A 26850-nucleotide genomic window follows, 5' to 3' on the forward strand; every position below is an offset into this window, starting at 1 on the left:
CGCGTCTCACAACTGAGAGACGATTTAAACGATTACTTGTTTCAACTCCGATTACCGGTTATCCACACGTTAATCCGGCTGTTCCCGGTAACGGATTGATTCTGTTATTTCAATAGTTTCTTCACAAACTTCGTTGTTCCTACTTCTACTACAACCATATAGGCACCCTTCGGCAAGCCTTCCAGCCCACTGATGTACAGTGTTGCTCCTCCGTCCACCATATAGGCAGTCTGATACACAAGCGTACCCGCAGCAGAATACATCGAAACCATAGCACGTCCTGACACCTCCGCCGGGAACTCGATTGTGATTTCATCCGTAAAGTAAAGCGGATAAACATTCACATCGGGACGGAGAGTTCTTTCCGTCGAAATACCCGTCGGCTTATTGGCTTCATAACGTTCCTTTGCTTTAGCAGCACTCATCGCTCCTTCATAAATCTGAAGTTCATCGATTGCACCGGTAAACGGGGTATTGAAGTTTACATTGCAGTTACCGATCACAAACATCTCCGATTCCGAGATATCACCGGTCTTATCAGTCACTTCGCCTTGGAACACACCGTTGATATACATCTTCAATGTCTTGGTTTCGCCATCACGAACACAAACCACATGATTCCATTCGCCATTGAAATACTGGGTAGCAGGAATGTCCAGATTGGATTTCGTAACATCGTCATCGATGCCGAATGTCAGATTTCCATTCTTATACTGCAATCCCATCCACTTTCCGGTAGCACCGGTCGAAGCATTCTTTGTGTGGCTGCCTTTATGGAACAGATACCAGTCGACACCGGTACCGCCGTCGGAACGGAACCACAACTCAACACTGAAATCCTTAGTTCCCAATTGCAGGTCATCATAAGAGGCTTGTTCCATTCTGCGGTTGGCAGGAGTTGCAGGCAACTCCAATGCTTGTTGGCGAACACCGCTTATCCATGTAGGAGTGAAATTAACCGCTTCGGCCCTTCCATATACCGAATTGACAGCCGATGTACCGGCAGTCTCATCAAACGGGAAATAAGCCAGCTCGTTCAATACCACCGGAGCTTTCACCTTAATCGTTCCGGAAAGGGTTGCCACGGTAAGCCCGCCGACACTCTCTATAGTATATGCATAAGTACCTGTTGCTCCCGGAGTTCCCTCAATTGTAAAGAGACACTCTTCCTTATCCACCGTAACGGTAAGCCCTTCCGGCAACCCGGTAATTTTTACATCTTCGGCATTCTTCCACGAATATGAAATAGGAGAAATCGCTTCGCCCAATTCTACCGACTGATTCAAAAAGCCGATTCCTTTCTTTGCAAATGAAGCATTTTCCGTGTCCCAATCTCCTAAGTAATAGCCTAAATGAGGAGGTTGATTGTAAGCAACATTCTGCCAGGCAACTCCCATACGATAAACGTGATCGTGCATCAGAGTCGTTATTTTATATTCAGTAGGTATCACCGTTGTGAAAACCAACAGGTCGGAACACGTCTTCGAATCCCACAGAATGACCTCTTCGCGCCAGTCGCCAAAGATATCGGCACTCAGGTTGGGAGTGGCTTTGGTAGAATTGCAAGAAGCGGCATTGCTATAATCAGACAGAGTAATCATACGATTCACTTTCGTACCGTTCCACTTGTCTATCTTCACCCCATCCAGCAATTCATCCTGCAAATCACCGTCCCAATATACTCTGAAGTTCACTGAAGGACGATTCTTAGTCGCGATTATATTTCCTTTGCAATCGTACACATTTCCATTGGCCGTAGACCACATTTCAAACCCACGATAGTTCGGATCGATATCCGCAGCAATGCCACGTCCCACATCCGTTCCGGTCTTCTCGCCGAAGATGACTTCACCCGTTCCGGCGGAATGCATCTCATATCCATAAGCAGCCGTTTTTTCTTCATGAGGTGAAAATACTTCCAGTCCTTCCAAATCGGGATCCAGATCGGAAAGATGAATGGCATCTCCATGCCCTAACCCGGTGCGATAGAGTGTTTTTCCATCATGATCGATGACACAGGCACCATAAACGATCTCATCACATCCATCGCCGTCCACATCGGCTACCGACAAGTTATGGTTTCCCTGTCCGAAAGCACCCGAACCGGATACTTTGGAGTCATGTGCCCACCGCATCGTCAGTTTCGTTCCGTCAAAGTCGTATGCAGTCAGTGAGGTACGTGCATAATATCCACGACACATCACCAGACTCGGTTTTACTCCATCGAGGTAAGCGACACATGCCAGATAACGTTCCGAACGGTTCCCGTATCCATCGCCCCAATCGTTGATATTTCCGCGAAGAGGGCTATAGGCAATTGTTGAAATCTCTGCTCCCGTCTGCCCGTTAAAAACAGTCAGATATTCGGGGCCGTCCACTACAATCCCGGCCTTGCTTCCGGAAGAGCGGTAATCGGCATTAGGATCATCACTGCCCATAATTACAAATTTGCCCTGACCATCGATTGTTCCCGGTGCCGTCTTACAAGCAATTTCGGCCTTGCCGTCACCGTCCAGATCGTATACCATAAACTGAGTATAGTGGGCACCGGCACGGATGTTCTTTCCGAGATCAATTCTCCACATAAAAGTACCGTCCAATTTATAACAGTCCAGATATACATTTCCCGTATATCCATAGAAAGAGTTATCACGCGAATTGGTAGGATCCCATTTCACTATAATTTCATATTCTCCGTCTCCATCCATATCGCCTACGCTGCAATCATTCGGAGTATATGTGTACTCCTGCCCGTCGGGATACGTTTCACGGGTTTTATCTTTATCTGTCTGAACCACATCATAGGGCAGAGTCACTCCGCCTTCCGGACGTTTCAGAGGAATTTTCTTAAATTGCTCTGCCCATACGGTCACTTCTTTCGTTGTCTCGGTCGTTGTACCATCCAATATTCCTTTAAGGACATAACGGGAATCGACCGTACCGTCTTTATCGACATAATTAGTAGTGGTTACTACCGGAGCAGCCGTAATCTTCACGCCATCCCGGTAGATATCGAAACCTAATTTTCTTGTATCCGTGGCCAGACTGCGCCAAGACAGGAACACACCGTCGGAAGACTTCACGGCAACAACGCCTCTCCCCAACTTTTCCTGGGCCTGCCCCCAAAGAGGCATCATCATGCCTCCAAGGAGCAAAAACCATAATACTATGCTTAATTTCTTCATTCGATCTTACTTATTCAACTTCAAATCATATTTTATAAACCAGTTCTCCTCAGTTGCTTCCAGATTGCTGCCTACAGAAGTCGCAGTAGTATATTTCTCAGCAACCTTATCCGCCCATATCTTACGTGCCTTGTCGCCCCAGCGTCTTGCCGAACGCAACATCGTGTAATAAGTACGTGCTTCACCGGCAGACTCCAATCTCGATTCTTCTACAAGCAGCGAGTCTACCATCCAATGGGCATATTCGGGTTCAACAATCACATCGTTGGTGGTTTCGTCTTCTCCCAATATCCATTCTCCCACAGCCGGTACATTCACACGACCACGAACACCCTGACAATTCAACTGACTTTCTTTGCCTACACACTGATAAAGGCAAATAGGATAGTCAGAGAATGGAGGATCGAACATATTAGCATTCTTATTATAGAGCGAGCCGAAATTCTGTCGGGCAGAAGACTGACCGTTAAGGAATTGCAGTGCTTCGCGATAACGTCCCAATCCGGCGCAGGCTTCGGCCAGCCATAAGTGAATATCAGCAGCTTTATAGTAACACAAGGGTACGTCATTACGATAAATATAATCACTGGTAGTATGAGCCCCTAGGAATTTATAAAAAATCAATCCTTCCGTACTTTCTTTATAAGACTTATTGATACCCCGATATTTCTGGTCATTAGCTCCGCTCTTTTCCCAACGGGTTACGGCAGCCGCAGCCGGACGCAGATAATATTTATTGGGATAAGTATTAGAGAAATACTCAATTACATGGTTCGTCTGCTTTTTGCTATAATCATAGAAAGCAACGGAGATATGGTCCTGACGATTATACGAGGTAGTTGAAAACAACTGACTCCATGATCCCTCATACTTTGACTTATTCAAAGTAAAACTGGCCTCTTGAGTTCCCCCTGTACGAATGATACTCACACAGTTATCCCATACCTTCTGATAATAAACAGCGTTCTCCTCAGCAGTATTCTCTTTTTTAGTCTTATACAAATACAATTCTGCCAACAAACACTCGGGAGTGGGACAAATACGGTTCCATTCCAATGATTCGGGAGAGTCGCCTTGACCCGGATATAAAGTATTAGACCAACGGATATCTCCTTTCCCATTGACACCATTCATACCCGTTTCAATCAGATCGATGCATTTATCGATAATTCCATCAAACTTAAGCACCGGATATTGAGACAAATCCTGATAAGTGGCCAAAGGATCATCCAGATAAACCGCTTCTCCATAAATTTTAGCAAGCATCAGATATGCCCAGGCTTTGTATCTCAATGCTCCACCTATAATACCATTATAATCACTTGTCGACAATACAGTAGGATACTTCTCTTTATATTCAAATACATGCTCCAGATAGTCATTACTATTCAATATCACGGCATAAAACCCTTTAGGATCAGCCAATGCATTATCAGAGAACGGCTGTTGCAAATCCTTGTAATTATAAACGTCCCACATTTCTACCGGAGCATTAGTAGTAGGTTCCAGCAGGTCTCCACGAAGGCCTTCCAAGAACATTGCCTGATCTACTACATCCTGCACACAGGCAGCCAACCCCATATATCCGGTATACAACTCATAAGAAGTACCGATATAATCTTTTTCCAGCAATGTGTCATCCGTATTAGGTGCAAAGAAATCATCGCACCCGGACAACAGGGGAAATAACAAAGCCAAGAAATATATTTTCTTTTTCATAATCTTCACCTTTAATATTAGAATTGAACTTTAAAACCTAACTTCACAGTGCGTGGAGAAGCTATCTTACCGTAATCAAAGCCACGCATAGAGCTATCATAAGAGTACATTGTTTCCGGATCCATACCCAGATATTTGGTAGCAGTAAATAAGTTCTCGGCAGCAACAAACACGGTAGTCCCGGCAAACAGATTAAACTTATAGCTTACCATCAACTCTTTCAGTTTCAAATAAGAAGCATCCTCTATCCAGCGATCAGAAAAGCGACTGTTTTCCATCGGGTCACCGTATACGGCACGAGGAATATCCGTTATCTGGCCTTCATACATCCACCGCCGCGTTACGGAAGTCAACTGATTGGAAAAATCAGACATGGATTCCATGGTACGTCTTACGGCATTATACATTTTATTTCCTTTGCTATAACCAAATACGGCTGATACTGCCAGCCCCTTGTATTGGAAATTAGTATAGAAAGTTCCATAAAAGTCTGGAAGGGCGTTACCCAAATTCACGCGATCCTCCTTATCTATCTTACCATCACCGTTCTGATCGACAAAACGCATATCACCGGCGGCAAAAGCAACCCCGATAGCATTAGTCAATGCCTGTCCGTCTTTTCCGGCAGCAACAACAGCGTCATCCGTTGCAAACACACCATCCGTCTGATAGCCATAGAAAGAGTACAACGGTTGTCCCACTTCAGAAATAACGGCAGAGCCATCACTCATGGAAAGAATCATCGAATTCTCTCCGCCCAAACTCTTCACTTCATTCTTATTGGTAGAAATCGTACCACCTACATACCATTTGAAATCGCGATTCTGAATCAAAGCAAGCTGTGCACCAAATTCGATACCTTTATTAGAAACTTCGCCTAAATTACGGTACATGCAATCCGTTCCATATACCGAAGAAATCGTTACAGGCATAATCAGGTCTTTGCTTCTGCTGTCGAAATAATCCAAAGAGAACGTCAAACGGTTATTAAACATAGCCACATCCAAGCCTAAATTCCAGGTATTTGTTCTTTCAGGGGTAATTTTCACACTGGGTATCCCTGCGCGTACCAATCCGGAAAGCCCTTTAAATACTCTGTTCAAATAGTAATATTCGCCGATAGAAGATGCAAAGCGGCTATTACCGGTCATCACATATTCCGTACGTAAATTCACATCGTTCAAGAAAGTAACATTCTTAAACAATGTATTGCGGATGTTCCAAGCTGCATTGACAGCCGGGTAAAGATAAATACGAGCCGCGTCAGCCCCCACTGCAGATGAACCGTCTGCTGCCAGATTAGCGCCAGCAAAGAATTGATTATTATAATTATACTTCACAGAAGCATTATAATTCATCCAATTCCATTTATTTATATATCCAAAATAGTTACGTCCGATAGATTGCACATTGTTCAGTGTCTTATAATAGTCATTTGCGGTGTTGTATCCACTTCCTGCATTATAATCAATGCTATTCATTGCAATTTGTCCACCCAAAGAGGCGGCAATTGTATGTATATGGGCAATCTTTTTAAGATAAGATAAATTCAAAGCATAATATGTGTTCAATGTCGTTCCTTCTGCCGAACGTACTGTGTTTTTGGCTAACTGATTATCCAAAGGCATGATTGTCATAGAACTCATCCCGGGAACAAATGCATCTTCCTGTTTCAAATTATAATTTAATCCGAAGGTGGCTTTCAGTTTCCAATTCTCATTGATGCGGTATTGCAACCCGGCATCAAGAAGCACATCATAAGCGTGCTCTTTCATTTCGACATCGTTAACGACTGCCAACGGATTACTTACACTATTGTTCACAATCAATGCTCCGTCTTCGTCACGAATGGATGCAAAATCGGGCAAAAGGTTATTCTTGTCATCTTTGTTATAAGGCGAAAATAACGGACCTTTGCGTAAAGCAGTCAGAAGAGGATTGGTTTCAAGCACCATTCCCTGCTCGGCCACCCGATTATTAGTATAAGCAAACGAAATGGTCGAGAACAAAGAAACGTTTTTACTCAATGTCACATCCGCATTCATACGGGCATAATATTTCGACGAATTCGTCTCTTCCACTGTTCCTTGTTTATTTTTTACTCCAATAGAAAAATCATATTTAGCAATAGCATCACCACCCTTAATTTTCAATACATTATCCGTAACAAAAGCATTCCGATAAATCAAATCCTGCCAATCGGTATTGTTATTATACAGATACTTGTAATAAAATTCAGGATCATCTTTCAAATACGGAAAAGCATTCAACGCATCAGACATATCTTCATATTTCGTCAAAGCCACATTTCCCATCAAGCTTTTATAATCGTCTACGCCCAATACCGGCAATGTAGAAGTATTCCAGGATAATCCGTATTGGCCTATAAACTCTACTTTAGTATCCAAATCGGCTGCTTTATCCGTTTCAATCATTATTACTCCATTGGAACCTAAAGAACCATACATGGCAGCATCTGCACCTTTCAAAACCGTTATGTTTTCTATGTCCTGAACATTCAGAATATTAAAAATATCCTTGGAGTATCCACCGATAATACCCGATTCATTCATATCAGGCATATAAGGTACTCCATTAACCACGATCAACGGAGTAGAATTGGCAATCATCGTATTCACACCACGGATACTAAAGAAACTGCCTTCCTGGCTCTGTCCGCTTTTTGATATCAATTGAAGCCCCGGAATGTTTCTAAACCCCTCCTCAACGTCTGTCAAGTTTAAGTTCAACCCATTCTTACTTACCGAACTCAAGTTTGTCGACTTATTCTTCTGAACGACCATTCCGCGAAACGGTAACGTCACTTTCTCGGAATACCCCTTCATGTCTTCGGGTATCATCACAATCTGTACCTGTTCACGATTAGCAACCGGTTCTTCTTTGGTATAGAAACCGGGACACCATACCGAAATTGTGGCTTTTGCCGGTACGCCATCTACAGAGAAACGCCCAAGACTGTCACACTCCACAGTTTTGTCCACACCCGATATGGTAATTATTGCATCAGGCAAGGGCCGGTTAGCATAGGAACTAACCACTTTACCCGAAACTTTTATTCCACCTTTCTGTGCCATTAAATTTGAAAGGCTCAGGATGGAAAAGAATATTATCAATATAATTTTATACTTATTCATTGCTCTAATGCTTAAGATTAATAATTATTAGCCGAAGGCTTCAATGCCCAGTGATAAATGCGTAACTTTTTACTATCACCTTTATAGAACTCTACACGAATTCGGAAAGAGCTCATACCATCACCTTTGACAGTCACAGTACCGACCAATCCACCTAATCCGTCCCACTTCACTATTTTATCACCGTACAGGTCGGCCGTTGTCTCATTTACACGGTCAAAATTCCACGGAGTAGATGATACGATAGAAAGATTAGAACCTATTAATTGCATATTAGCATCCGGTGAAGAAGTCGTTCCATCCGTATCACCGTCAAAATAAACATTGACATACGGGTGACCGCTACTATGGAATCCCATATATAAATCGTATTCACCACAAGGAACTTGCATAATTCGTGCCCGATAAGGATCCGTATCTTTATCTCTATATCGTTCCAACGGAGGAAATTCCACCCAGAAATCAGAAGCTTCTTCATCTCCATTCAAATCCAAAATGTAATAGTTCGACAAAATCTCCGGTTTCGGAGTCGCAGAATCCTCAAAAATAGAAATCTTAGTCGTATTCATGAAAGTATAATACTGTTGCTGTTCCGCTTCAGTCAGATATTCATAATAATGTACCAACGATTTAATACGAGTCAAAATATAATTAGTAGGAATCTTTACCTCTGTCATCTTATACAAAATACCATTACTTAATTCTTCCATACTACTTTGATCAATCTCTTGAATTCCAGGCCGCCATATTCTTCCAAAAGCAGAAGAAATATCAGCATCAGTGAAGGTTTTCAATTCTCCGGTGTAGAAAGCCGCTTCTTTTATCCAAGTCATAGCATTAGCCGAATCTACTGCCGTAACCGTTTTTCCCATTGCTTTATACTGTGTGTTCAACTTTGTAAAGCAATCTTTCAACACCTCATTATCCGGAAGAAATAAAGTAAACTGCTTAAACTCTGAATTGAACTGTGCTTTCTCAAACAAGGGATTATAAACATAGAACACAGAATCGTATACCGTATTACCGGTTATATCTACTCCTGTTGGAATTGAGTTGGCTTTATCAAAAAGCATCTCATTATTTTTCATTATAGAATCACGGAACATAGAATATTCATCCGGTAATGATTTAATGTAATCAAACATATTTATTTTTGATTTCATCAATTCACTGATTACATGTACTACGCCGTTCTTCAAACGGTAGGAGGACTCCACCTTCGAACGGTTTACGTACACTTCTTCTCCTTGTCTGGTTATTTGCAGATAAATATTGTTCAAAGTAGGAATGCGAAGCCCGTCCTTTAAATCACTTTGCAGAAAAGGCAGATAATTCATGTGGTATTTCATACGTAAAGTATCATCCTTTTCTATACCCGAAGCCGCCATAGCATCGTCATTTACTACCCAAAGGGTTAATTGCTGATCTTTTGTCAGCTCTTCATCAAGACCGCACAACTCCAGTTCTTTGTAAAATGCATTATACTCATTGTGTTCTGCAAAAAACTCCTGAAGGGTCTGATCCAATTCTTCTTCCTTGGATCCGTCATTGCCATTATAATATTCATCCCATTTATCTCCGCAGGAAATGAATACCATTGCAAACAGCATACATAAATATATGATTGACTTATTCATAACTTTTATTCTTTAACAGGTTCGAAGATTAAACAATCCAAATAAGACGTTTCGGTACTTCCCGAAAGGAAACGTACTGTATGCGTCACAGATTCTGCGAATTCCACTTCACCGACCTTTACAGTAAAATAGGAACTTTTAGAGGTAGACTCACCGGTAGTAGTTACCTGTCCGCCCACATATTCACCATCAATGATAACAGCCCATTTTCCACCTTTCTCTTTGGCAGCGACATTATAATGCGCTAAAGAAACAGTGTATTTACCTGCAATAATCATCGGAGTACGCATTTGTATCCATCCATATTTGGAGAAACGGAAGCGCAGGCAATCATGATTCACACATTTATAAGCTACCTCATTCTTATTGGCCAGATAATAGTCAAAATTGGAAGAGGAGTATGCATAACATGAAGGATAGTCAAATCCCAAATAATTGTAAAGGTAAGTCGCAGATAAATTGGCCAACTGGAACTTCTCACAGATGGCTCCTAACTCTTCATAGTCCGTCAAATCCCATTTCACGGTAGTAGCTTTCGGAACAACTTCTTCCAACAGCCCGTCTACTACATGAATTACACCATTCTTACAATTGATATTCTTCTCTGTAACAGTAATCCCTTTCTGCGTCCCTTTATCATAGTTCAAATAAAAAGCATCATTCACCAAATTACAGCTCATCAATGAATTCGAAGCAGCCATTGTGATATTTTTAGAGGTATTGTTATCAATATCCGCATTCAAGTCAGCATATGAATAAGCCGTAGTAGCAATGTGATAAGCGACATAACGGGACACAAGGTTTTGTTCCTCATCGTAATTTGTATCAGTCTCTCCTAAATATGCAGCTAACGAAGCAATATTTAATTCAATTCCAGCTTCGGTAAATACAGCATTGGGGACAGCAAAAAGCGTATAACGTCTTTTCACGTCATTCACATAAAGAGTTGACAGCATATCCTTATATCCGGTCACTTCCAACAAATTCTTCATAAACGAAAACTCTCCTCCCAAATTATCCACAATCATACCTGTAACAGGGGTCAGCACCGACTCTAACGTATGGATTACCGCGTTGGTCGTCATCGTATTTAATCTCTTAATCCGGGCTTCGTTGTTAATATACATCGCTTCAAGTCCACCGTCGCGCATATCCAAGCTTAGATAATCACCACTGGCTGTAGAATCAGGAAACATCCCGTCAGAGAAGTCTGAAGAGGTATACTGATGAGATGCGATAGTATGATAGCGCACCAAATTTGCAGCCTCTTCCTTGTTCAATCCCTGAACCGATGAAATTCCTTTCTTTTGTAGAAAAGCGCTCATTGCGTCATTGTCGGGAACAAAACAAGTATAATCCATTTTCAAATTGACTGTATTAAACAGTCCTGTATAGTTCAATAGATCGACCCACAAAGAATAAGTCGAACTGTTAGCTTCCATATAACTGGCTGCCGGCATCTTATCTGTTTCTCGGAAGGCCTGGTTCTCGAATGGATCGGAACATCCCCCCCATATCAACGAGAATACTGCAGCAAATAAAATCATTATGCGTTTCATATCGCTATTTTATATTATATTAGTTACTAATACTCTGATAATAATCACTCTGCTCCAATAAAGGATTTTTGCTCAACTCATCCTCCGAATAAGGTAAATACCAAGAGCCCGAGTTTGCTAAAGTAGCACGTCCTAACGACTGTCGAGAAGCACCCACTGCCTTTAAAGCTTGTTCGACAAAAAGCGTCTTATATTGGGTATCATTCAATTGTTCACTTCTTAATCCGATACGCAATAAGTCAAACCAGTTTTTACCTTCACCAAAAAACTCTTTCTGACGTTCTACTAATAAAGTCTCCAGCATTACCATACGATCATCACTTAGGGTTGTCTCTCCCAAACCTGCACGTTCGCGAGTACGATCTATCAAATCGGCAGCCTCTTCGTTGTGTCCTTGCATGATAAGTGCTTCCGCTTTCATCAACAACACATCCGCCAAACGATAAATGATATAATTCTGATCATTTTCGGAAGCTGCCCGTGCAGTCGTTTTATCCACACCCAGATATTTCCAGATATATCCGTCCGCATTATAAGTGTAATTTAATCCACGAATATCATTGGACTCCATATCGAACAGTCCGTTCACATACTCTGTTATTTTATAATAGCCGTCACTTGAACTTTTAAACCAAGTTTGAAAACTATTAGTCTGGCTTTTCGGATTGCTGTATTGTATCTCAAAAATACCTTCATTACTATTGCCTGGGAAAAAGTTCATAAATCCGTTATTAATCAAACCGACTCTACCGGAACTAATGACAGAATTACAATGTGAAATACAATTATCATAATCACCCATCCACAAATACATATCGGCCAGCAATGCATGAATACCCCACTGCGTAGCACGTCCTTTGGTATTAATCGGATCATCATTATCCACTTCCGGAAAAAATTCTTTTGCATTAGGCAAGTACGTTTCCAAATCACTGATACATGATTTCAGAATGGTAGTGCCATCGGTCTTACCCATCACATACGGTGCACTGTCATCTACATAAGGTTCGACAACAAACGGAGTATCCTTAAAGGTGCGTACCAAATAAAAGTATGCCAATGAACGTTGGAAGAAAGCTTCCGCCATAAATGAGCGACACATATTCCTATCAAAAGAAGGGTCTTTCTCTACAACGTCCGATGCATATTTAATAACGGCATTCGCCATTGCAATTGCAGCATACGGTTTACTATAATCACATAATTTGTTATCAGGCAAAATATCGAAGTCACGGAGTTTACGACCTGCTTTTTGCAAATCTGAACCGGATGTTGACAGATAATCCAAACCATTGCCACGGGCTTCGCCCCACAATAAAAACGTTTCGACACAACTTCTAAGATTCACATACCCGGCAGCAAGTACCGCCTCCACGTCTTCTTTTGTTTCCCAATACTCAAAGCTACTTTGATTGTTTTCCGGAAGCACCGTCAGATAATCCTCACACGATGAAACGGAACATGTAACTAAAAGTCCTAAAATATAATATTTAATCTTTTTCATCACTTCTTCCCTATTTAGAAATTCAAATTTAAGCCGAACGCAATCTTAAATGGTTTTGGTGTATTATTTGAGTCAATAGCCACCTGAGCTACTGTACCGTCATTGGCAGCCTTTAAGTTAACCTCCGGGTCCTGTCCTTTATATTTTGTCCAAACAAACATATCATAACCGGTTGCATAGAGTTCCAACTTATTCACTCCTATCGCTTTCATCCATTTGGCCGGCATTTGGTATTTCAAAGTCACAGTCTTCAAACGTAAAAAAGAAGCGTCTTCAACAAAACGGTCTGAACCTAAATAGTTATAGCCTTTGTCATACAAAGCTCTTGGAATATCTGTATCATCCCCCTCACTTCTCCAACGTCTCAATACAGCTACACTCTGATTATTCTTTCCACGCATATTTTCCATATCCATACGGGCCTGGTTGATAACCTTCTGCCCGGCACGCCCATGGAAAGCAGCTACTAAGCTGACTTTTTTATAACGAAGAGTAAAATTAAGACCGCCGGTCAACGTCGGATTACTATTACCCAAATACACAATATCGTTTTCATCGATCACACCGTCACCATTCACATCTTCATATCGTGCATCACCCGGATAAACTTTCTGGTCACCATTCTTCATTACCACCGGATTACCATCAATATCCAAAATACGCTGTCCACTGGTATTTACAGCATAGGTTTCTTCTACATTCTGGTATACACCTTTATATCTATATCCATAGAAAGAACCCAGCGGGTCACCCATCATTACACTGTATGCATAGTTTTTATTTCCGAATGTATATAGTTCATCATTTTTATTTTCGGGTAGTTCCAGGATTTCATTCTTATTTTGTGATATATTAAATCCAAAATTAAAACTCCAATCTTTCGTTTTAACAGCTGCAATGTCAATATTAAACTCCCAACCTTTATTCTGAATCTTACCGGAGTTATACCAAGCAACAGTGGAAAGTCCTGTTGAGCTGGGCACTTTCATTTTTTTCTGCAACAAATCATCCGTGACTTTCTTATATAATTCAAATGTAAAGTTCACTTTATCAGAAAATAAGCCAAAGTCCACACCGATATTGTTAGAAGTAATCGTCTCGTACTTCAGATGAGTTAAATCCGGACTTGCAGGTTTTACAGCATTCATATCGCCATAACCGGGAGTCACCGCTTCGAATGTTCCGATATACGGAGATGTTCCGGAAGGTGCATTACCAGACTGTCCCCAACTATAACGTATTTTGATTAAAGAAATAAATCCTAAACGCTTGATAAACTCTTCTTCACCCAAATGCCAAGCTACGCCGAATGTCGGAAATCCTTTCCAACGGCTACTTGCATCCATAGCAGAACTGGCCTCCATGCGATAACCACCGTTAAACATATACTTCCCTTGCAAAATATACTGGGCGTTCAGTGTACCTCCCATATCGCGATTAACTGTACGTCCGGAACCACCTTTCAAAATAGTACTACCTGCAACGGGCGATGTTATCCCCGAAGAAGCTGTATTGGCAGCCTTACTACTATAAGTACTGGTCGTTTTATCTCCTGTCTGGAAAATAGCACTCACCAAGAATTTATGATCATCGCTTACTGTCTTATTATACACTAAACGGTTTTCAGTAGTTAAGTATAAAACATCTTTACCGATATCATAATTCAGTGCAGAAGAACTGTGCTCAAACGCAACTCCCGTTACACTTTGAGGTAAGAAACGATTAATTTTCGAAAACTGTCCATTGAAACCTACCGTCCCAAAATAATCCAGATCTTTAAATAATTTTGCATGCAAAACGAAAGTCATACGACTGTTTGTTGCAATTGTACGATTAGTGGCCTCATTAACCATCGCTACCGGATTATATACTTTATCATTAGCAAAAGTCATACCGAATGATTCATAAGGAGTGAAATATTCACCGGTACGCTGTCCGTCTGCACCAATCACATAAGGACTCATATTGGGCATTTTCGTCAAAGCATGTCCACGTACAGATGCTTTTTTCAATTGATCGGTGTCATCTGTATAAGCTGCATCTGTCACTCCGCGTGAGAAGCTATATTGCAAAGAAATATCCAACTTGTCAGAAAAACGGTAATCCGTATTGAATGACGTACTAAAACGCTCGAAAGCAGTACCGATTGTCGTACCTTCCTGATTTAAATATCCCAATGAAAGACGATAATTTGCTTTATCACCACCACCGGATACAGAAAAAGTATTATCTGTAGTATAGCCGTTTTGAGTTATTTCATCCAACCAGTTAACATCTTGATTGTATTCATTAAAATATTGCCATGCAGGATCAAAACCGATTTCTTTTGTATTGTATAAAAGTTTCAGATACTCTTGTGACTTAGAAGACTGAGCTCCTAAATCGGATACTGTATTATAAATAGCATCCTGAATCATCGAAATGTACTGATTTGCATTCAGCATCTTCACTCCGGTACGCTCCTTGCTAAATTCATATTTTGTATTGAAGTTAAACTGCAAACGTCCTTTACTACCTCTCTTCGTTTTAATCAGTAAAACACCATTAGCACCTTTAGACCCCCATACCGCAGTTGCAGCAGCATCTTTCAACACCTCAATAGACTCTATATCTGCCGGAGATATATTCAGTAACGAACCGTAATCTTCGGAGTTGGCCGAAGCAAAACTAAAATCATCGTCTACATCTACAGGCAAAGGTACACCATCTACCACAAACAAAGGTTGACTGGAAGCATTCAATGAAGAAGTACCGCGAATACGGATTGAACTACCGGAACCCGGATCAGCACCAGTCAAAATATCCACATTCGCCATTGCTCCTTGTAAAGCTTCGGTTACAGAAGTTACCGGAGCCGTATCCAAACTACCCAAACTTAGTTTTTGCGTAGCCGATATCATTTCACGGGCAGACTGTCCCATTGAATTTCGTTCTATCTTCTTTGCTGTAATTTCTACAGCATCCAAAGACATACCTTCTTCATCCAAAGTTACATTAAGCTCTTTTTGCCCGGTGTATTTAATCGTTTGTGTTTTATATCCTATAAAAGAGAATACAATAGACAACCCTTTCTGATCAGGGATAGACAATCTGTATTTACCATTGATATCGACGATGCAACCACCCAAAGAACGGTTCGAAGCATTCGTGACATATACATTGGCCCCCATCAACGGTTCATTAAAAACTTTATCCATTACTGTACCCGTCAACACTTGTTGCGCCCATATCGATTGTACGCAAGCCAACAGTAGCAATGTCAAGATTATATTTCGATTCCTTTTCATTTTTCTCTATTCTATATTAATTCAATAAATCCAATACACCATCTATCACGTAAGCTGCACCGTCAGCATAGATATAAGGGAAATAGGAAGTTACATTCACTTCATTGCCTTTCGCATCCCTCAACTTCATACTGCCATCTGCTTCATTGATTAGTGTAACTGTAATGCTTTCTTTTTTCCCATTTACAGTTTTGGTTCCAAATGTCGTAAGTACTTTTTCTGTCCGCTTACCTGTAACAGGGAAAGGATAATCTACTAATCCACTGGAAGAAACATCAATAAAAAGACTGGTCACATACATATTTCTTTGATCCATAGAGCCAGTTACAGGAAATCGTTTGGGACCGGTAGTCATATCTGCCATTACTGCTTCATTGGTTGGGATAAAAATGATAAAGCGGTTACCTTGTATAAAACTAAACGCATTATCTCCTTTTCCAACGTTTGATGCATTCAAATACACATTGATCCCTTTATAATCATTCATGTTTTTGTCTTGCATGACACGATCTTTAAAGTTCGCCTGTTCCGGCAATAAGGCAACCGTCGTATTATCTCCTTCCAAAGCATAGGATGCCCCGAATTCTCCGTAATCTTTTATCAGCTTCGCAGTGGGTACAGATACTTCATTACCTAATGCTTTTGAATTCCATGTAGCCGAAGAATAGATTTCATCATTAACTCTATACAGATATTCGAAATCATTATAAGAGCTATAAATTATCTCTGTACCACCATTACGAGTAGAAAGCACATTATCCATTACATGTGCACCTGCTATTTCCTGTGCCTGAGTAGTATTCAGATTACCCAATGTCCCGTCTTCAGCATTAGCAACTTGTATTTGTTCATCATTAATTATATAAGGATTTCCTTTCAAGTATTGGATGAAGTCACCATTATACTCGGTTCTTTTCAACATGTCGTCACTCGGAAAAAATATATTAAATTGAGTCTCGTTTATCGATTGGATCTTACTTATAAGACCACCCCTATGAGCTATTAAAGCAAAAATATTATAGTCCTTATTACAAAGAGCCGGAGCCATCGGAGATTCAAAAGGCTCAGGAGTGATCACATTGCCCTTCATTCCCCCCAAAATACCATTTGTACAAACTTTCACATAGTCAGGTTCTGCTATTGTGACACCGTCGTAAAGATCATTCATATTAATAATCGCAGACAGAGCAGTCGATGTCATCATTTTAGCCCTATACTCTCCGGCATGCGCACTCATAAAATAATATAAAGGAACATAATTAACCTCCTCCAATGAAGAAAAAGAATTTGCCCAATATTTTCGATAGAATTCATCAATTGCTGCATTATCAGGGGCCAACACTGTAAAAGAAATAGAAGACAAATAATTTAGCTGAGCATAATCAGGAATAGAATATTCTGACAAATTCGTCCATTCACATGCTATGGAAGGTAAAGAATAATGAGAATGTACAAATAAAGAATCACCATTACCATAATCAGCTGTAGCATCTTCATCGTATTCATATTTCACAAAGCGATCATACATAGCAGCGAACTTGGTGTATTCCGAACCTTCGTGGCTCATTTCCGTATACAAAGTTTCAAGAGGTTCAAGTACCTGATCGACTACATATAAATAACCGTTATCCGTTACTATTTCATCACCGACAATGCCGGCATTAGAAATATTAAAATTATTCGTTCCACCGCCATAAGTCGATCCCGGGAACATTTTCTCATACTCATCTTTAGGCGAGCTACTCCAACCGGACAATGAATAATTTGAAATGACAGGAATAAAGCGATCCTTATGCATAATCTTACGAATAACACCGCCGTTCGCATAATCCTTCACTGTAGAGATAGCATCGCGACTTTTAGTTCTAAACTTAAAATAAGTCCCCGGATTTTCCAATTCGGCATCTATCCCATTCGGATTATAAAACATAAAGTTTTGTTTCGTATATGAATAGTAAATCAAATGATACCCTATCAACTTATCCAGTTCTGTTTGAGAAATATCCTCTACTGAACCATAATTATGTTTAGTCAAATAAGCACTAAAAGCATCATCGGTAGGCGCCATTACGGTAACAATACCTTTCCCTTTTACCAGGCTTGCATAACTACTCCGATCCACCGCTTTCATGAAAATAGAGAAATTACCTCTATCTTCCATCACTTCATAAGCATTTCCTTTCAACCAATCCGGAATCTCATAATACTTATCGATTTCTCTCTGGCAAGAGACCAGAGAGAAAAAGAAAAGACCCATTAGAAAATATTTCTTCATCTTATCGCTATTTATTTATTTCACAATTTTACCAACCCATGTCTTACCATCCAGTTGCAACATGTAGATATAGTATCCAGCCGGGAGTTTACCCACATCCTTCACGTGAGCCATTCCGCCCTGAACCATTACCTCTACTTGGTGAACAACCTGCCCGGAAGCATTCATTATCGTTATTTGAGCAGGCATATCTTCTACATTAATCACAGGAATATAAAACTCGTCAGCAAACGGCATCGGATAAGCCAATCCCGCTGCAGGAGTATCCATTCTATTAGAGTGTATGCCCGTACCCGTGTTATAGTGATCTGCAATTTCCTCTGCAGTCAATACTTCATTATAGATAGAAAGCTCATCCATCAATCCTTGGAAACCATTTTCGTAAGCTGTATTACAGTTTCCAATCGCCATTCTTTCCACCGTACCGATATTACCGGTTTTATCTGTACCGGATGCAACTAAGGAACCATTTGCATACATTCTCAACTCCTTGGCATCAACATCGCGTACACAAACCAGATGTACCCATTCGTCATTGAAGAATTTAGCTGTAGCCCCAGTTACATTTACATCCGTCTTAGTTACATTATCATCAATAGCCCAAGTCAAACGGTCATTTTTTGAATTCTTTTGATACTGTATACCGAACCACCTGCCTGTTGCACCTTCATAACTATTATCCGCATGACTACCTTTGTGTAACAAATACCAATCGACAGAACCACCTGCCGACTTAAACCAGCATTCAATACTAAAAGACTCGTTTCCTAACTCCAATGCATCATAATGCTCTTGCACAAACGATGCATTCACAGTATTAAAGTTCACAGCATTATTCCGAACACCTGTCACCCATTCCGGAGTAAAGTTTTTGGCAACTGCTGCTGTTCCGAATTCGTTATTCAAAGAGGCACCTTCCGTTTCATCAAACGAATAATAAGCTACCTTTCCACGTTCAGGTTTTGTACCCGTAGTAAAACTCCATACATCTCCTTCATTCGCTCCTAATGCATTTTTGGCATCAATGCGCCAATAATAGGTAGTCGCAGGCTCTACATTTACAGTCGCTGCCATCTGGGTAGTAGCGTCTACCACCTTCTCCATTGTAGTAGCCGATTTTCCAAGATAAACAGAATAAGATACTGTACCAGCCCATACTCCCGTTTTATTTTCCCACGAAAGACGTACCGTACTGTAATCTGAAATGGTAGAAGCATTTTCCGGAACAGGATTGATAGAAGCGACCGGCGGAATAGGAACTCCACGTGTAGTTACTTCCAATACGGAAGAGTATAATGACTCTAATTCTCCATTAACTGTTTTGAGACGAATGTAATAAGTCGTATTAGGAGTTAGTGATTCTAATTTATAAGTAGTTACATCTGTATTCAGCACAACCGGAGTAAAGGTTTTATTATCTGCAGAATATTCCAAGATAAGAGCAGTTGATTCCGATGCGTTATTCTGCCATTTAATAGAAACATTATCAGTTCCTAAACTGGATAATTGTACATTTGTAGGATATTTTACATAATCCATTACCGGACCATCAATACTATTTATGTAATTTTCAATATTCAAATATCCATTAGCGGCCATTTTTACCGCATCAGTAGGATCATTTTTATCCAACCCGTTAGCTTCTTCCCAAGCATCAGGTATTCCATCATTATCAGTATCCAGAGGACGGTTTCCTGCAAAAATATTCCCTACACCATTTGTCAATCCAACTTCCGATTCCGAATTTAACAAAGCTCCTTTAGTTCCTAAAGAAAGTAGTTCATCGACCATATAGCCATCTACTTCGTCGCGTGTCGGCAAAGAAGCTCCTGCATTTTCCACAATCCAATTATAAGCTTCTACGGCAGTAGTTTCTCCCATAATAACCGGATGCTTCTCCGCATCAGTCGACACCACTATTTTCTGATCTCCTTCCAGCTTTCGTCTGGAATAATTAGAAAAATCAAAATCTTCAGGAGATTTTACGAAAGTAACATTCAAACTCGTAGGATCACTCCCATCTCTGAGAAAATCCTCCTCCGTTGCCTCATAACCATTTAAAACTCCGTCAACATTATAATCAATCATATTGCCTTTCTGATAAACTTGAAAAGCAGGTTTAGCCCTTACAAAAGCTTTTGTTCCGGCTACCGGACCTTTTATAAAATAATTATTAGTAATTACTCCCCAAGAAGAAGCATCTGTATCACCCAGGATATAACATCCTCCATCACCCCAGTTATACACTACATTATTAACAAACTGGTTTAATCCCTTTACCTTCGGATTGCGAGTTTTATTGTCAATATATAGATTTCTATACAAACTGATTCCACCATTAGACTGTATCAATCCACCGCAAGCATGTGGCATAATTCCTTGGCCGATTATAGAGTTTTGAATCGTTATATTATAAGGTTCATACCCTTTGTCGTCCCAGTTTATAGAGAAATTCTCATCCAATCCCCATGCTGCCGAAATATGATCAAATATCATATTACTACCATTAGCAATACCTGCTGCATCTTTTCCGGAATCACCTTTCAATCCCATACGCATACGTAAATGACGAACAATGATATTATCAGACGCAGAAAAAGAGACCCCGTTTCCATATATCGTAATACCATCACCCGGTGCTGTTTGTCCGGCAATCGTTAGATTTTTAGAAAACACAAGGCGGGATTTAATATTAATAATTCCCGAAACATCAAATATAATAACACGGTTGGGCTTACTGATTGCATCACGTAAGGAACCTTCTCCGGAATCATTCAGATTAGTCACATGGTAAATTTCCGGAGACTCACTGGCTCTTGCACCTTTTGCAAAACGTCCATAACCTTCAGCGCCAGGAAAAGCCAACTGTTGTGCATACAATCCTCCTCCCATACAAAGCGGAAAGAGCAATGCGGTAACAAATCTCTTATACATAAATTTAATCATAATTTTGTGATACGCAGGAAAGAGAAGAAGATGTAGTTTCTCATCAGTACGTAATATAAGAATTAAAAAGGAAAACAAATATACGAATCAAAAGAAAGGCGGACTGAATAGATACCGCCTCTCCTTTTTTATTAGTTGTCTTACAAAATCACTTTCTTCGTTACAATACCAGCTATTGTTTTTACTTTTACAATATACATACCCTGTACTGTATTCATTGGAATTATCGAAGCATTAGTGTTAGCCACTACCTGTCCCTGAGTATTCATTACTATCACATTTTCTACACCAGCACCTTTTACTACAATGCTTCCATTCTGTGCATAGACAGCCAATTCATCAGCAACATTAAAATCTTCAAGACCCGTACCGGAGCCACTACCTTTAGCTGTAATTACTATCTTATATCCCATCACCGGAACTTCTGTAGCAGTTTCTCCTTCACCCTCGGTTTTAGTTCCTGATTGATAACTCTCCTCTGTAGCAGCCAATGTCAAACTAGCAGGGAACCCTTGGAACTCAACCTCATAAGTATCACCTTCCGGCTTAATAGCAGCATCCAAAATAGTAAAAGAGTCACCATCTTTAATGTCAAATGTTTCAGCAGCCTTTACAATAATCTTATTGCCATTAAACGTAGCAGTATTATTAGAAGTCAACTTATCATAACTTGTAGCATTTGCAAGTTCAAATTCCACCGTACCTCCATTTTTTACAGTTAACGGTGATTTTAAGCTCTGTCCCTCAATATCATCCAAAATTAATTGACCTATACCTTGACAACCAACTTCCAATGTTCCACCATCTACGATAACTTCACTTGTTATACGTCCATTACCACCACCAATAGCGCCTTCATAAATAGCCATTGCAGTTTTTTCACTTCTACACAATGCAGTAATTGTCGGATCATCAACCGGAGTATTGATATAAGCACGACCTTTTTTTACATGTAAGCCCAAGAATACCTTACCCGTATCAGAGTTTTTAGTACCTGTGAAAATATAAGTACCTGTACCTTCTTTTATTACTCCAAATGCATTTTTATTTGCTTTCGTATTATCTCTCAACCAGAGAGGAAGATTTGTTACATCTGTATTTGAATTACCTATTGACCACCAAATTACCGGATTAGAACTTCCGGAACCATAACCAGAGAGGAAACCACCCTCTTCTGCATTTAACTCACCTATAGCAAAACAACGCGTACCACTAACCCCTGTTAAACCGGCATCTTCTTTCAACGTTACTTTTGTATTAACCAAAGTAGAGTCTATCCCTTCCATATCTGCTACTCCAGTAAATGTTTTTGTAGTATTGAATTGTAATCCGAAAAAAGCCGGAGCTTTACCTTCTGCATACTCAACAGTCTTATTAGCAGCAACTACAAGATCCCCTTCAAAATCATCCCAACAAGTCATGTCTTTCTTACCGGCCTTGTCATCAGTAATATATGTACGTTCACCACCGGCATAAATAACTAATGTTCCTTTTCCATAAAATTTATTAGTGAACTGAAGATAGCGACCTGCCCAAATAGAGCCCACTTTTCCTTCAGGGATACCAACAGGAACAGTAAATTGGCATGCAGGAGTAGAGATTTCACTCATAGCTACACCAATAGACCCGTTATCGAGCACAATTGTATCTCCAAAAACATTGGGAGAATCTTTTTTATCAGAATTTACTTGACCACCCCTTACAATTGTACCACCTTTCAGTTGATTGAGAACATTTAATGTTAGCGTACCTGTACCCTCCTTTATCAAAGTTCCGTCTCCTACTATTTTATCCGTAGCTTTATCTGAACTATATGAAATAGAATAATTCTTATCACTATCAAATTTAATACCGCCTACTTGCATTTCACCGCTCACTTTGATTGCTTCTACCGTTTTAGCATTACCATCAGCATCAGCAAACGCACCACCACCATTGAAAACTGCCATACAGCCTTCTTGCCAACCTGTAGGCAAGTAAAACCCACCTAAATCTTCTCCCCATTCAGAGTCCATTATACTCCAAATTCCAGTATTACTACTATTCTGCCAGAACAACTCCTTCGGGGCTTCTTGAGCATTAACTACAGACACAGACGCTGCTAAAAGCGCTACACTAAGAAAAGTATTCTTTCTCATAGTTTTTAAATTATTAGTTTAACAACAGTTATTTATTAGTTAAATTGATTATGATGCAAAAATACGCAGTTATCGAACACGGGGCCATATAAATTTTGGCTGAATTGATACAAAAATTGATTTTTATGATTTCATATTAAAGGAAAGGAGGGGCATACAAATCTTTTATCTTTCTATCATAGCAAAGTGTATAAACTCATTTTAGAACGTAAACCAAACATAGGAATTCAAAGAAATATAATAAAAATGACCTCAAATATCCCGGTTTTCTAACTGAGAAATATACATTCAATTATTCCTTCTTCAGATTCTAACAAACTAACCCTAACACATAAACCTCGCGTTAACAATTCACAGTTTCAAAGAATCAAGAAAGATATTGTAAAACAGCATCACCCTAATACTCAATTGCCCAATATACGTTGAAACCCAAATTAACTCAACATTCAAAATTTCTCCCCTCCTTTATTTTTTAAAACTCCAATTTCAACGTAACCTGTCCATAAGGTTTCATTACCAACTCTTCACCAATCTTTTCACTATTAACCTCTCCCGGTCTACAAAGAGAGATTCTCTTAGAATTCTTATGTGGAAATAATAATTTCACATTTTCTTCTCCGTCAGATAAAGAACGAAGACGAACAATCAATACACGATCTTTGTCCAAAGATTTAAGTATTGTCGGATAAACCTTCGGATTATCAATTGCAAGCAGAGGTTGCACACATGGATCTTTATCCGCTGTTACATAAACTAAAGGTTGAGATTGTTCTAAGCCAAAACGGTTTGCTTTTGCTACATCATATTCTTCATGAGGTAAAATACGATATCTAAACGTTACAGGACCATCTTGAGTTAATGGAAAATTCGTATGCCAATGGTTGTTCGTCACCCACGAATAGATCGTAGAACTGGGTTCCAACTTAGTTACCCAATTACCTTGTCCACCCCACCCCATCGAAATATTGGCATGCCTGTCACCATATTCAAACAGAGGGGCATCCAAAGCACACCAAGTAACACCGTGTGTTTCATTGGAAATATCCAACCATCGTTGTAGCACAAGCCAATTTCTGTTTCCTTGTACTCATTGATCTTTTTCCACTTCCATAATTCCCCAAGGAATGTCGACACGGGTTTTAGAACCGGGAATATTAAAGTTAAAACCAAAATGTATACCGTCTTTTTCGGTCAAAGGTAGTTTATCCACTACATTTGTTATCTCTGCCCATGGCTGGTTAGCCAATAATCGAACAGAACGAGAGATGTTACGGCATCCTTTAGCCTTGGAGACCACACGTAATTCTACGGCTAACGGTCCTTTTTCTATTACTGAAATATTTGTTACCATATCTGCCAAGGGTTGGTTTTCATTCGCAGGAAGCCAAGTGAAAGTATCAGCTCCATCATTGCCCACATAATCATAACCGTTTTTTTATCAACGAAACCAATTTTACCTGTCTTTGAATCAATGTGAAGCTTTAAAAATTCATTCTCTAAACTCCCACTATCTACTTTGCAATCTCCTGTAAGTAAACAATCACCTTCAACCACCCGGTAATGACAAGAACTTAGAGCCGGAACACCTGTTGCAAGAAATAGCAACTCACCTGTCGACAAGCGTTGGGAAAGTACCTCTTCACCATTGGAATCCAACACTTTATTTCCTTTCAGGTTCTCTGCCTTCGACAAAGCGATAATTCCATCATGCATCCAAGTATGCGTATTAATAACTGCAATGCCGCCATTAGAAGGACCCTCTTTAGGCCCCAATGCACCATCCGATTTATCAGTAATGGGGGCCAATGACTCTGCCATCATATCCTGAGACCTATTCTCGGCTTCGTGAAAATAGGATTGTTTGACTTTCCAGATCGCATCTTGAAAATAGGGTTCAGTAGGATTCTCAAAACACCATGTATGTTCAGAACCTAAAAGTATATATCTCCAACCTTCGTCAAAATCAAATCGAGGAGCCTTCTTGCCATCCGCCAACAACGACCAAACAGTTTCCGCTTGCACCAGTCGTTCTTTTGCTGTCCTATTCTTTGATGTTAGTCCGGCAGCCGTCCCGATGCCGTCTGTCCAATACTCCGTATAATCTCCGGTCACTACCGGTAATTGTTTCCCATATTTTTCTTCTATCATCGACATAATTTCATGCCCACCACTAATAATTATTTTAGGATAAGCATATTTTTCATTCCAGGCTTTTACAGCAAAAGGCACATCGGCATCCAGTGGACTATTATCCCACAAAGTCCAGGAAAGTACAGTAAAGTCATAAGGATAGTCACTATTTTCAAGTTCAACCAACTTATTCGTAAAATCAACATTGGCATTTCCTGTCTTAATAGTCAAAGGTACCTTCTCCGGATCACGCTGTCCAAACCAAGGTCGTCCGGTCGTCCAACCCTTCTGCATACTCCCACTATTTGCATAACATCCGGGTTGCAGAAATAAGACCTTAGATTCACCATCGGGCCCAACCCACCAAAAAGGTCTGCCATCGATTTCATGCGTATGTGCATTCCCTGCCCGGTCCGTATTAGGCCACGATATCACATATTTTATGCCTTCCTGTGCCATAACCGGAATAAGCCCCCAAGAGATACCCGGAATATCAAACTGCTGAAAAACGTCGGATGGTACTCCACTCATTTTTTGTATATTACGCGTAAATTTAAAGACATGAAACAGTTCTTCATCTGAGCAAATACTTGTATTTAAATTCAGATAACTGGCATCTATACTTAGTTGTCCTTTTTTGATTGCATCAATAAGACCTTCCCTCTTTTCCGGATTAGATTCCCATAAACGTTCAAGTGGCCAACTAACTTCCGGATTCCACACAAACCGTGCTCCCGATAGAAAATCCTTTGTTTTTTCTGCCAACTTGATCCCTTCTATTATGTTATTTTTATGAAGCCGTTCTGCATTTTTATGCGTATTCGTATAACCAATATCACATAGGATCAATGGTTAATTTTCTCTTGTACTTTTCACCCGCATAAGTAAATGTAAAAGCAACTTCCGCTTTTTTCCCCACAGGAAGTTCTGAAGGTAATAAAAGTTCGATACGAGTAGAATCTTTCGCATCCAATACAAAATTACTCTTTTCCCTGTAACCTTTTGCAGCAACATCAACCAGACAGTTACCTTTCAGACACTCACCCTTCAAATTTATCACAACAACACGTCCGGGTGTTCCATCCGCTCTGTATCCATAAACCGATTGGACCTTGCAATCAATATCAATCAAATTCCCGGCCCAAATAGATGATGAGAACATCAAGAAATAAACATACAGCAGTGTTTTTCTTAGCATAACAATATAAAATTAAAGGCTATAATATAGTAATAAACGGAAGCAATTTATAAAAAAATTCCGCATAGCAAAGCCGATGGGCCAAAATATTTTTACACAAAAAAAACAAACACCATT

14 protein-coding genes are annotated in these 26850 nt (G+C 40.1%); all 14 read right to left on the reverse strand.

All coding sequences use genetic code 11. The annotated features are described in order from the left end of the window. Positions 1-104: 104 nt before the first annotated feature. Positions 105-3185 carry a rhamnogalacturonan lyase family protein gene (locus tag HMPREF1532_RS06500; protein ID WP_005926576.1) on the reverse strand — a complete coding sequence of 1027 codons (3081 nt, stop codon included), beginning with the start codon at positions 3183-3185 and terminating at the stop codon, positions 105-107. A gap of 6 nt (positions 3186-3191) precedes the next feature. Then, positions 3192-4904 carry a RagB/SusD family nutrient uptake outer membrane protein gene (locus tag HMPREF1532_RS06505; protein ID WP_005926579.1) on the reverse strand — a complete coding sequence of 571 codons (1713 nt, stop codon included), beginning with the start codon at positions 4902-4904 and terminating at the stop codon, positions 3192-3194. Positions 4905-4921: 17 nt separating this feature from the next. Continuing rightward, positions 4922-8059 (reverse strand): SusC/RagA family TonB-linked outer membrane protein, encoded by a 3138-nt coding sequence (locus tag HMPREF1532_RS06510; protein WP_005926582.1) that lies wholly within the window; start codon positions 8057-8059, stop codon positions 4922-4924. A 17-nt stretch (positions 8060-8076) separates the two neighbouring features. Then, the gene (locus HMPREF1532_RS06515; RefSeq protein WP_005926585.1) at positions 8077-9696 is read right to left on the reverse strand and encodes a fasciclin domain-containing protein; all 1620 of its coding nucleotides are present in this window, start codon (positions 9694-9696) and stop codon (positions 8077-8079) included. A gap of 5 nt (positions 9697-9701) precedes the next feature. Continuing rightward, positions 9702-11255 (reverse strand): fasciclin domain-containing protein, encoded by a 1554-nt coding sequence (locus HMPREF1532_RS06520; RefSeq protein ID WP_005926588.1) that lies wholly within the window; start codon positions 11253-11255, stop codon positions 9702-9704. 19 nt (positions 11256-11274) lie between these two features. Then, positions 11275-12759, reverse strand: a complete 1485-nt coding sequence (locus tag HMPREF1532_RS06525; protein WP_005926591.1) for a RagB/SusD family nutrient uptake outer membrane protein — start codon at positions 12757-12759, stop codon at positions 11275-11277. 14 nt (positions 12760-12773) lie between these two features. After that, positions 12774-16046, reverse strand: coding sequence for a SusC/RagA family TonB-linked outer membrane protein (locus HMPREF1532_RS06530; RefSeq protein WP_005926594.1), 3273 nt, complete (start codon positions 16044-16046; stop codon positions 12774-12776). Positions 16047-16062: 16 nt separating this feature from the next. Beyond that, positions 16063-18321 carry a fasciclin domain-containing protein gene (locus tag HMPREF1532_RS06535; RefSeq protein WP_005926597.1) on the reverse strand — a complete coding sequence of 753 codons (2259 nt, stop codon included), beginning with the start codon at positions 18319-18321 and terminating at the stop codon, positions 16063-16065. A gap of 15 nt (positions 18322-18336) precedes the next feature. After that, complete coding sequence (locus tag HMPREF1532_RS06540; RefSeq protein WP_005926600.1) at positions 18337-21255, reverse strand: LamG-like jellyroll fold domain-containing protein; 2919 nt, start codon at positions 21253-21255, stop codon at positions 18337-18339. A 152-nt stretch (positions 21256-21407) separates the two neighbouring features. Further along, positions 21408-23405 (reverse strand): T9SS type A sorting domain-containing protein, encoded by a 1998-nt coding sequence (locus tag HMPREF1532_RS06545; protein ID WP_005926604.1) that lies wholly within the window; start codon positions 23403-23405, stop codon positions 21408-21410. Positions 23406-23877: 472 nt separating this feature from the next. Next, the gene (locus HMPREF1532_RS21740; RefSeq protein WP_005926607.1) at positions 23878-24468 is read right to left on the reverse strand and encodes a hypothetical protein; all 591 of its coding nucleotides are present in this window, start codon (positions 24466-24468) and stop codon (positions 23878-23880) included. Positions 24469-24492: 24 nt separating this feature from the next. Further along, positions 24493-24756, reverse strand: a complete 264-nt coding sequence (locus tag HMPREF1532_RS21745) for a glycoside hydrolase family 38 C-terminal domain-containing protein (protein ID WP_005926610.1) — start codon at positions 24754-24756, stop codon at positions 24493-24495. Next, a complete protein-coding gene (locus HMPREF1532_RS21750; protein WP_005926613.1) occupies positions 24750-26384 on the reverse strand; it encodes a glycoside hydrolase family 38 N-terminal domain-containing protein in 1635 nt (544 codons plus the stop codon). The genes HMPREF1532_RS21745 and HMPREF1532_RS21750 overlap by 7 nt, the downstream gene beginning before the upstream one ends. Beyond that, positions 26371-26733: a hypothetical protein gene (locus HMPREF1532_RS21755; protein ID WP_005926615.1), complete on the reverse strand. Its 363-nt coding sequence runs from the start codon at positions 26731-26733 to the stop codon at positions 26371-26373. Before HMPREF1532_RS21755 ends, HMPREF1532_RS21750 begins: the two co-directional genes overlap by 14 nt. Between the last annotated feature and the right edge of the window lie 117 nt (positions 26734-26850).

This window comes from Bacteroides salyersiae WAL 10018 = DSM 18765 = JCM 12988, assembly GCF_000381365.1.
Taxonomy (GTDB): Bacteria; Bacteroidota; Bacteroidia; order Bacteroidales; family Bacteroidaceae; genus Bacteroides; species Bacteroides salyersiae.

Excerpts from the sequence above, each read along its gene's own strand:
- HMPREF1532_RS06500 (WP_005926576.1), bottom strand. The coding sequence starts at position 3,185 with ATGAAGAAATTAAGCATAGTATTATGGTTTTTGCTCCTTGGAGGCATG.
- HMPREF1532_RS06505 (WP_005926579.1), bottom strand. The coding sequence starts at position 4,904 with ATGAAAAAGAAAATATATTTCTTGGCTTTGTTATTTCCCCTGTTGTCC.
- HMPREF1532_RS06510 (WP_005926582.1), bottom strand. The coding sequence starts at position 8,059 with ATGAATAAGTATAAAATTATATTGATAATATTCTTTTCCATCCTGAGC.
- HMPREF1532_RS06515 (WP_005926585.1), bottom strand. The coding sequence starts at position 9,696 with ATGAATAAGTCAATCATATATTTATGTATGCTGTTTGCAATGGTATTC.
- HMPREF1532_RS06520 (WP_005926588.1), bottom strand. The coding sequence starts at position 11,255 with ATGAAACGCATAATGATTTTATTTGCTGCAGTATTCTCGTTGATATGG.
- HMPREF1532_RS06525 (WP_005926591.1), bottom strand. The coding sequence starts at position 12,759 with ATGAAAAAGATTAAATATTATATTTTAGGACTTTTAGTTACATGTTCC.
- HMPREF1532_RS06530 (WP_005926594.1), bottom strand. The coding sequence starts at position 16,046 with ATGAAAAGGAATCGAAATATAATCTTGACATTGCTACTGTTGGCTTGC.
- HMPREF1532_RS06535 (WP_005926597.1), bottom strand. The coding sequence starts at position 18,321 with ATGAAGAAATATTTTCTAATGGGTCTTTTCTTTTTCTCTCTGGTCTCT.
- HMPREF1532_RS06540 (WP_005926600.1), bottom strand. The coding sequence starts at position 21,255 with ATGTATAAGAGATTTGTTACCGCATTGCTCTTTCCGCTTTGTATGGGA.
- HMPREF1532_RS06545 (WP_005926604.1), bottom strand. The coding sequence starts at position 23,405 with ATGAGAAAGAATACTTTTCTTAGTGTAGCGCTTTTAGCAGCGTCTGTG.
- HMPREF1532_RS21745 (WP_005926610.1), bottom strand. The coding sequence starts at position 24,756 with ATGGTAACAAATATTTCAGTAATAGAAAAAGGACCGTTAGCCGTAGAA.
- HMPREF1532_RS21755 (WP_005926615.1), bottom strand. The coding sequence starts at position 26,733 with ATGCTAAGAAAAACACTGCTGTATGTTTATTTCTTGATGTTCTCATCA.